The sequence below is a fragment of the Thalassospira sp. UBA1131 genome (assembly GCF_002311515.1).
Taxonomy (GTDB): domain Bacteria; phylum Pseudomonadota; class Alphaproteobacteria; order Rhodospirillales; family Thalassospiraceae; genus Thalassospira.
In genome coordinates this window covers 22,364-29,280 of the sequence record NZ_DCAO01000102.1, presented here as the reverse complement: position 1 = coordinate 29,280, position 6,917 = coordinate 22,364, and the positions used below count along the sequence as shown (strand labels likewise).

Here is a 6,917-nt window from a genome sequence, read left to right as displayed (position 1 = left end):
CCCGGCCTGCCGATCTGATTTCAAATCCACCCGGGCAACAAATTCGCCGTTTAACATGAATGGCAAAACGTAATAGCCGTACTGGCGTTTCTCGGCCGGCACATAAATCTCGATCCGGTAGTTAAAGCCAAATATCCGCTCCACCCGATCACGTTCCCACATCACCGGATCAAACGGCACCATCAGACATGTCGGCTTGGCACGTGACCGCGGATTAACTTTCGGGCACAGATAGCCTGGCTGTTTCCAGCCTTCGACGTCGGCCTGCAACAACCGGCCCTCCTCGACCAGTCGCGCCAGACAGGCCTTGGTTTCATCGGTTGGCAGGCGGAAATATTTGCGCAGATCAATCTCGGCGGCGACCCCCATGGCGGCAATCCCCTGACAGATAAGATCGCACATCGCATCCTGTCGATCCCGGTCGGGTTCGTGTGCCGCATCGCCAATGATCCGATGCGGCAAATCATATTCGCGCTCAAAACTGCTGCGCCGTTTGCGCGCCATCACCTGCCCGCTCCAGAACAGGTATTCCATCGCGGTTTTGGTATTCGACCAGCCCCACCATTTCTCGCTACTACGCCCATCGGTCTCAAGGGAACTGGCCGCAACCGCGCCCTCTTGGTCAATATGGCGCAGGATGTTGTCAATCAGATCGGGTTGTTCGCGTTGAACCCGCGCGATCCGTCCCCACGTGCCCATGCCCCGTTCGGCATCGCGCATCCGCCAACGATAAAGCGGATAATCCTCAACCGGGATCATCGATGCCTCATGGCCCCAATATTCAAACAGCTTGCGCTGGCGCGCAGTCCCCCAGACCATTTCATCAAGCATCTTCGGGTCATAAACGCCCAACCGCGAAAAGATCGGCATGTAATGCGCCCGTGTCAGGACATTGACACTGTCGACCTGCAGCATGTTGGTCGCGCGGATGGTTTTAAGGATCTGGCGCTTGGTCACATCCCGGTCGGGATTGGCGGCAAATCCCTGCCCGACAAGTGCCAGGTTACGCGCCTGTTTGGCAGATATCGAAACGGTTGGGGACGGGGTGGCAGCACTGTCAATCGGCATCAGGACACACTTGGAAAATCGAATAAAAACAGGTGCATGCTAACACAGGCTCCTGACAATTCTGGCAGGATGATTTTGCAGTTACCACTGCTGGCGAACTTGACCGCACACCGACACCCTCATAGGCTTCAATCCTGATCGCGACAAAAGCGCCCCAACAGACAGGACAGCCCGAATGACCACCCCGCAAATCATGATTCTGGCCGTGCTGCTTGGCACTGTGGTGCTGTTTTTATGGGGGCGCTGGCGCCATGATATGGTGGCGATGGCATCCCTTCTGGTCTGTGTGGTTCTGGGGCTGGTTCCGACCGACGGGGCCTTTGTCGGATTTGGCCATCCGGCTGTGATCACGGTAGCCTGTATCCTGATCCTGTCTTCCGCCCTGCAAAGGTCAGGGGCGGTTGATACCCTGTCGCGCACTGTCTTGCCGCAATCGGCCGGGCCGTTTGTCACCATGGCAGCGCTCAGCCTTCTGGCCGCCATCCTGTCGGCCTTCATGAACAATGTCGGGGCACTGGCCCTTTTGATGCCGATTGCCCTTCAGATCGCCAACAAACAGGACCTGCCACCGGGCAAAATCCTGATGCCGCTTGCCTTTGGCTCGATCCTTGGCGGCATGACGACGCTTATCGGTACGCCCCCCAACCTGATCGTTTCGGGCTTTCGGGCCGAGGTAAACGGGGCAGGCTTTTCGATGTTTGATTACAGCCCGGTCGGCGTTGCCATCGCCCTTGCCGGACTGCTGTTTGTCATTCTGCTGGGCCGCTTTCTGGTGCCGACCCGCCAACGCGCCGGGGCCGAAGGGTTCGAGACCGGATCCTATTTGACCGAGGCCCGCATTACCGAGGGCAGCAAGGCCATCGGCATGTTCATGCGCGACATCAATGACGAGCTTGAAAAGTCGGACGCGCAGGTGATTGGCCTGATCCGCAACGAACGCCGCATTCCAGCACCAAGCCCCTATCGCGAACTGCAACAAGACGACATTCTGTTGATCGAAGCCGAACCCGAAGGACTGGCAAGTGCCCTGTCTGGTCTTGAGCTGACCCTGGAAGCCGAACTGCGCAGCGAAGAAGCCAACGCCGAACAAAAGGAAGAGGCCAAGGAACAGGTCCGCGCGCAAAAGGCCCAAAAGGCAGCCGAAAAATCCGGCGACGCGCCAAAGGCTGACGCCGAAAAGGATGACGCCTCCAAATCGGAGAAAAAGGACTCTGATACAAAGAAAACGGCCCTTCAGTCAGACGATATCTCCCTGATCGAGGTCGTGGTCCTGCCGAACGCCTCCTTCATCGGGCGATCTGCAGCCGATATCCGCATCCGCAGCCGCTATGGCATCAACTTGCTGGCCCTGTCCCGTCAGGGACACCGTTCGATGTCACGCTTGCGCACCATGAAAATGCAGGCCGGGGACGTGCTTTTGATGCAAGGCACGCCTGCGGCCATTAACGAATTTGGCAATCGCCTGGGCTGCGCGCCGCTTGCCGAACGGTCGCTCAACCTTGGCGACAAGACACAGGCCTTCAAGGCCACCGCCATCATGGCCATTGCGATTGCGCTCGCGGCCTTTGGCATCCTGCCTGCCGCCATTTCGTTTGCACTTGGCGTGCTTGCCACTTTGCTGGTGGGTGTGGTCTCGCCGCGCACCCTTTATGATGCGGTCGACTGGCCGGTTGTGGTGTTGCTGGCCGCCCTGATCCCGGTCGCCAATGCCATGGAAAGTACTGGCAGTGCCGATCTGATTGCGCGCTTCCTGCTCGATACCGTCGCACAAGGAAGCGCGCCAGTTGCCCTTGCCCTGATCCTTATTGTCACCATGACACTCTCGGACTTCATGAACAATGCCGCAACCGCCGCCGTCATGTGTCCGATTGCAATTGGCAGCGCCGCCCAACTCGATGCCAGCTCCGACCCGTTCCTGATGGCGGTTGCGATTGGCGCCTCCTGTGCGTTCCTCACCCCCATCGGCCATCAGAACAACACCCTCATCCTCGGCCCCGGCGGCTTCCGCTTCAGCGACTATTGGCGCCTCGGCCTACCGATTGAAATCATCGTTGTCGCGGTTGGTGTGCCGATGCTGCTTTGGGTCTGGCCATTATGAGGTAGAACTCATCGCAGATATTCGGACGTCAACCAAATTGATGCCAGTTATTGAAATTTCTTCGCTGCTTGAATAACCGCTGACTGAATTCGCGGCATTGTGCTCGCCATGTAAACCGGCATCTTCTTCACAATTGAAACACCTTCAGGCGATCCATAAAAATCTGCAAGAGCGTTCAATTCATTAGTTGTAAAATGCTCAGTCATTGAAGTCACGATCAAGCTCTCAAGCTTCTGCATGTCTAGTGCTTGTGACATAAATTTAATGAACTCCTGCCGCTTATTTTCAGGAACAGTCAATGCAATCTGCCCCACCGTTTCATTCATCATCTGCGGCAAATTAAAGATTTTTGCATACCGCTCAGCAGCTTCCAATTTCGCTTCTGATGTATCCTGCGCAACCGCAGGGTTAGATAAAGCGACCACAGTCAGAAAAGCCAAGAGCAGAGCGAGCCCCTTTAGACCAGTACAACAAATGCTTTCTCTTAAAATTTTCATACTTTCCTCCATAGATTTAATGTTGCTCAGCTCGGCACGAGATTACCGCCTTATAGTAGCGACTTAACCAGCATACATCTCTTTATAGTGGAAACCCAATAGCCCAATTTAACAGCTCAGTCCTTATCTAACTTGGTGGTCTAGCCTGCCGATTGAAATCATCGTCGTCGCCGTCGGGGTGCCGATGCTTTTATGGGTTTGGCCACTTTAGTTTGTCAGTTTCGCTTTCATCGACGACCCATGAAACGAATTGTTCGGCATAGCTATCGTCACCCCCATCACCCTCAGGGGAGCTGATTGCAAAGTAGCCATATCCATTGCGGTAACTGCGCTCGAAGGGCTCAACAAGGATACCAGATGCCAAGGCCTCGGTTACGAGAGGCCTTCCCACCAAGGCAATACCTTGCCCAGCAATTGCCGCCTGAACGACAGCATTGTAATCATTGAACCGTACACCGCTGCCAAGCGCCAATGCCGGTCCACCGACAAGCTGCAACCAGCGCTGCCAACTGACCTGAATTTGCGGCGTTTGCGTCCAATCAAAATGCAACAAAGGAAACTCGGCAAGCAGTCCGATATCCAGCGGACGCTGGCTGCCGGGGATCAGTGACGGACTGCAAACAGCAATGGTTTCGTCTTCAAAAAATCTGACGGATTTCAAATCGCCCCGAACTTCGTTTGTATAACGCAACGCGACATCGGCATGACCATGCGCCATATCGGCAAAGCGCGTTGTGGAATCCAACAGAATATCAATATCGGGATTGCGCTCCTGAAAGCGGCCAAGACGCCCAACAAGCCATGCCTGCGCGAAAGACGGATCAACCGAAATTCTCAATTGTCGCCGTCCGTCATACTCCCGAATTTTGCGCATCCCGGCGCTAAGATTTTGAAATGCGATATGCAGCTCGGCCAAACCCGCCTCGGCGGCTTGGGTAATGGCAATGTTTCGACCATCCCGAATGACCAGATCCTGACCAATCACGTCCTCCAAACCGCGCACCAACTTATGAACAGCAGCGGGGCTGACACCGAGCTCTTCTGCGGCCAGTTGAAAGCTCCCGTGTCGGGCAACTGTTTCCAGTGCGCGGATGGATTTAAGCGACGGCAACCAGCCAGACACGCCAGACTTTAGTTTTTCTGAATTCATTTCACATTTCAAATGATTGGCTTTTGGCAATCTTACCTAAGAACATTGGATCAGACGATACACCCTGAACAATGACAACTTAACTGAACTTAAAAGTGAAACATAAACATCTGCTTCTGGCGACCCTGATGTCAGTCATCTTTGGCATGGGTTGGGTTCTGGCCAAGTCCGCCCTCGACTACTTCCCGCCCATCCTCTTGGCGGCATTTCGATTTGGCGTCGCAGCCATCGTATTGATCTGGTTTGTCAAACCGCCATACGGCCAGATGCGCACTATCGTGCTCATTTCGGTTCTGGCAATTACGGTGCCTTATGCCATGATCTATGTCGGCCTTAAGGACCTTGATGCATCGACAACCATTCTTCTGGTTCAACTGGAAGCACCGGTTTTGATTATGCTCGGTGCCATCATGCTTGGAGAAATGCCAGGCTACAGAAAAGCCATCGGGACCATGATCGCATTTTCCGGAATCGTTCTGATCGCCGGTGACCCGCAGGTTCGAACCAATATCATCGCGGTTGCATGGGTACTTGGAAGCATCCTGACATGGGCTGTCGGGCAAATTAAAATCCGCAAACTTGGGGAGACAGGTGGATTGCGCAATCTGGCGTGGATATCGGCCTTTGCGTCCCCACAATTGCTTTTGATCTCTGCATTTTTCGAAAAGGATCAGATCGACTTGATCCTTAATGCTGCGCCGACGATCTGGGTGACCGTTATCTATCTTGGCATCGCGATGACTGTTGGCGGTATCGGCATCTGGTATCACCTGATTGGAAAATACCCCGTGGCGTTTGTCAGTCCGTTCTTGTTGCTGGTGCCTGTTACAACAATCCTTGGCGGGGTTTTATGGCTTGATGAGGAGCTCACACAAATGTCGCTGATTGGTGGTGCTGTTGTCATTGCCGGCGTTGCTCTCGTGATCGTCGAACGCCCGACAGCACGAAATCGATACAATGCTGGCATCACCGACAAATAGCCTGATTTCAAAGAAAAAGGGCAGCCAATGGCTGCCCCTTGTAACTTCGCTGATGCCTGTCGCTTAGCTATCAAAACCAAGGTTCGGCACTTCAAGGCCATTGGCACGGCAAGCCGAAATCAGGGTGTTGTTCAGAAGACACGCAATGGTCATCGGGCCGACACCGCCCGGAACCGGCGTGATGGCACCGGCGACTTTGGATGCGGTCTCGAACTCTACATCACCGACCAGCTTCATTTTGCCTTCAGCACCTTCAACGCGGTTGATGCCAACATCAATCACGGTTGCACCCGGGGCGATCCAGTCACCCTTGATCATGTTCGGGCGGCCAACGGCGGCGACCACGATATCGGCACGGCGGACTTCCTCAGGCAGGTCGCGGGTACGCGAATGCGCAATGGTGACCGTGCAGCTTTCCTTCAGCAGAAGCTGCGCCATCGGCTTGCCAACGATGTTTGAACGGCCAACCACGACCGCACGTTTGCCCGACAAATCCCCAAGCGTATCTTTAAGCAACATCAGGCAGCCATACGGCGTGCAGGGTGCGAAACCTTCGCCGCCCGTCGCCAGTGCGCCGGCATTCACAACGTGGAAGCCGTCAACATCCTTGGCCGGGTCAATGGCGGCCAGAATGGCCTGCTCGTTGATGTGCTTGGGCACCGGAAGCTGACAAAGGATGCCATGAACATTTTCATCGGCATTCAGCTTGGCGATCAGGGTCAGCAGGTCTTCTTCGCTGGTTTCCGCCGGGAGCTTGTGCTCATAGGAATTCATGCCGCATTCAAGGGTTTGTTTGCCCTTGTTGCGGACATAGACCTGACTGGCGGGGTCTTCGCCGACCAGAATGACGGCCAGACCCGGTGTTACGCCATGTTCAGATTTAAGTTTCGATACTTCGGCTGTGATGTCGGTGCGCAGTTTGGCTGCGAATGCCTTGCCGTCGATGATTTTCGCGTCACTCATATGTCTGTCCGCCCCGTGAGTTGGGATATTTTCGCCATCAGCTCTTCGGGATTTCCGTCGATCAGCAGCGTTTTGGTGCGATCAGTTTGCCCGGAAACAATCCTGACCGACGATTTAGGACATTTGGCCGCTTTTGCCAAAAGTTTTATCAGCGCCTGATT

Annotated in this window: 7 protein-coding genes; 2 read left to right on the top strand and 5 right to left on the bottom strand. The window is 54.7% G+C overall.

Going from position 1 to position 6,917, the window contains the following annotated elements:
* The coding region (locus tag B3Z49_RS16080) for a winged helix-turn-helix domain-containing protein (RefSeq protein ID WP_296992705.1) at positions 1-1,068 on the bottom strand (1,068 nt) is incomplete at its 3' end.
* A gap of 175 nt (positions 1,069-1,243) precedes the next feature.
* Here B3Z49_RS16080 and B3Z49_RS16075 point away from each other — a divergent pair.
* Complete coding sequence (locus tag B3Z49_RS16075) at positions 1,244-3,166, top strand: SLC13 family permease (protein WP_296992703.1); 1,923 nt, start codon at positions 1,244-1,246, stop codon at positions 3,164-3,166.
* Between the two features lie 47 nt (positions 3,167-3,213).
* Here the strand turns inward: B3Z49_RS16075 and B3Z49_RS16070 are convergent, their stop codons facing one another.
* Together B3Z49_RS16070 and B3Z49_RS16065 are read right to left on the bottom strand one after the other, a co-directional pair.
* The gene (locus tag B3Z49_RS16070) at positions 3,214-3,663 is read right to left on the bottom strand and encodes a DUF2059 domain-containing protein (RefSeq protein WP_296992701.1); all 450 of its coding nucleotides are present in this window, start codon (positions 3,661-3,663) and stop codon (positions 3,214-3,216) included.
* A gap of 190 nt (positions 3,664-3,853) precedes the next feature.
* Complete coding sequence (locus tag B3Z49_RS16065; RefSeq protein WP_296992699.1) at positions 3,854-4,813, bottom strand: LysR substrate-binding domain-containing protein; 960 nt, start codon at positions 4,811-4,813, stop codon at positions 3,854-3,856.
* A 95-nt stretch (positions 4,814-4,908) separates the two neighbouring features.
* Here B3Z49_RS16065 and B3Z49_RS16060 point away from each other — a divergent pair, with 95 nt between their 5' ends.
* Positions 4,909-5,793: a DMT family transporter gene (locus tag B3Z49_RS16060; protein ID WP_296992698.1), complete on the top strand. Its 885-nt coding sequence runs from the start codon at positions 4,909-4,911 to the stop codon at positions 5,791-5,793.
* 63 nt (positions 5,794-5,856) lie between these two features.
* On the opposite strand, the gene folD is transcribed toward B3Z49_RS16060, so the two are convergent.
* Together folD and B3Z49_RS16050 are read right to left on the bottom strand one after the other, a co-directional pair.
* Entirely contained in the window at positions 5,857-6,756 is a 900-nt protein-coding gene (gene folD / locus B3Z49_RS16055; RefSeq protein WP_296992697.1) for a bifunctional methylenetetrahydrofolate dehydrogenase/methenyltetrahydrofolate cyclohydrolase FolD, read from the bottom strand.
* On the bottom strand, positions 6,753-6,905 hold the full coding sequence (locus B3Z49_RS16050; protein WP_296992708.1) for a DUF167 family protein: 153 nt from the start codon (positions 6,903-6,905) through the stop codon (positions 6,753-6,755). Before B3Z49_RS16050 ends, folD begins: the two co-directional genes overlap by 4 nt.
* Between the last annotated feature and the right edge of the window lie 12 nt (positions 6,906-6,917).

What these genes read in the sequence shown, in the direction of transcription:
- B3Z49_RS16075 (WP_296992703.1), top strand. Translation starts at nt 1,244, where the DNA reads ATGACCACCCCGCAAATCATGATTCTGGCCGTGCTGCTTGGCACTGTG.
- B3Z49_RS16070 (WP_296992701.1), bottom strand. Translation starts at nt 3,663, where the DNA reads ATGAAAATTTTAAGAGAAAGCATTTGTTGTACTGGTCTAAAGGGGCTC.
- B3Z49_RS16065 (WP_296992699.1), bottom strand. Translation starts at nt 4,813, where the DNA reads ATGAATTCAGAAAAACTAAAGTCTGGCGTGTCTGGCTGGTTGCCGTCG.
- folD (WP_296992697.1), bottom strand. Translation starts at nt 6,756, where the DNA reads ATGAGTGACGCGAAAATCATCGACGGCAAGGCATTCGCAGCCAAACTG.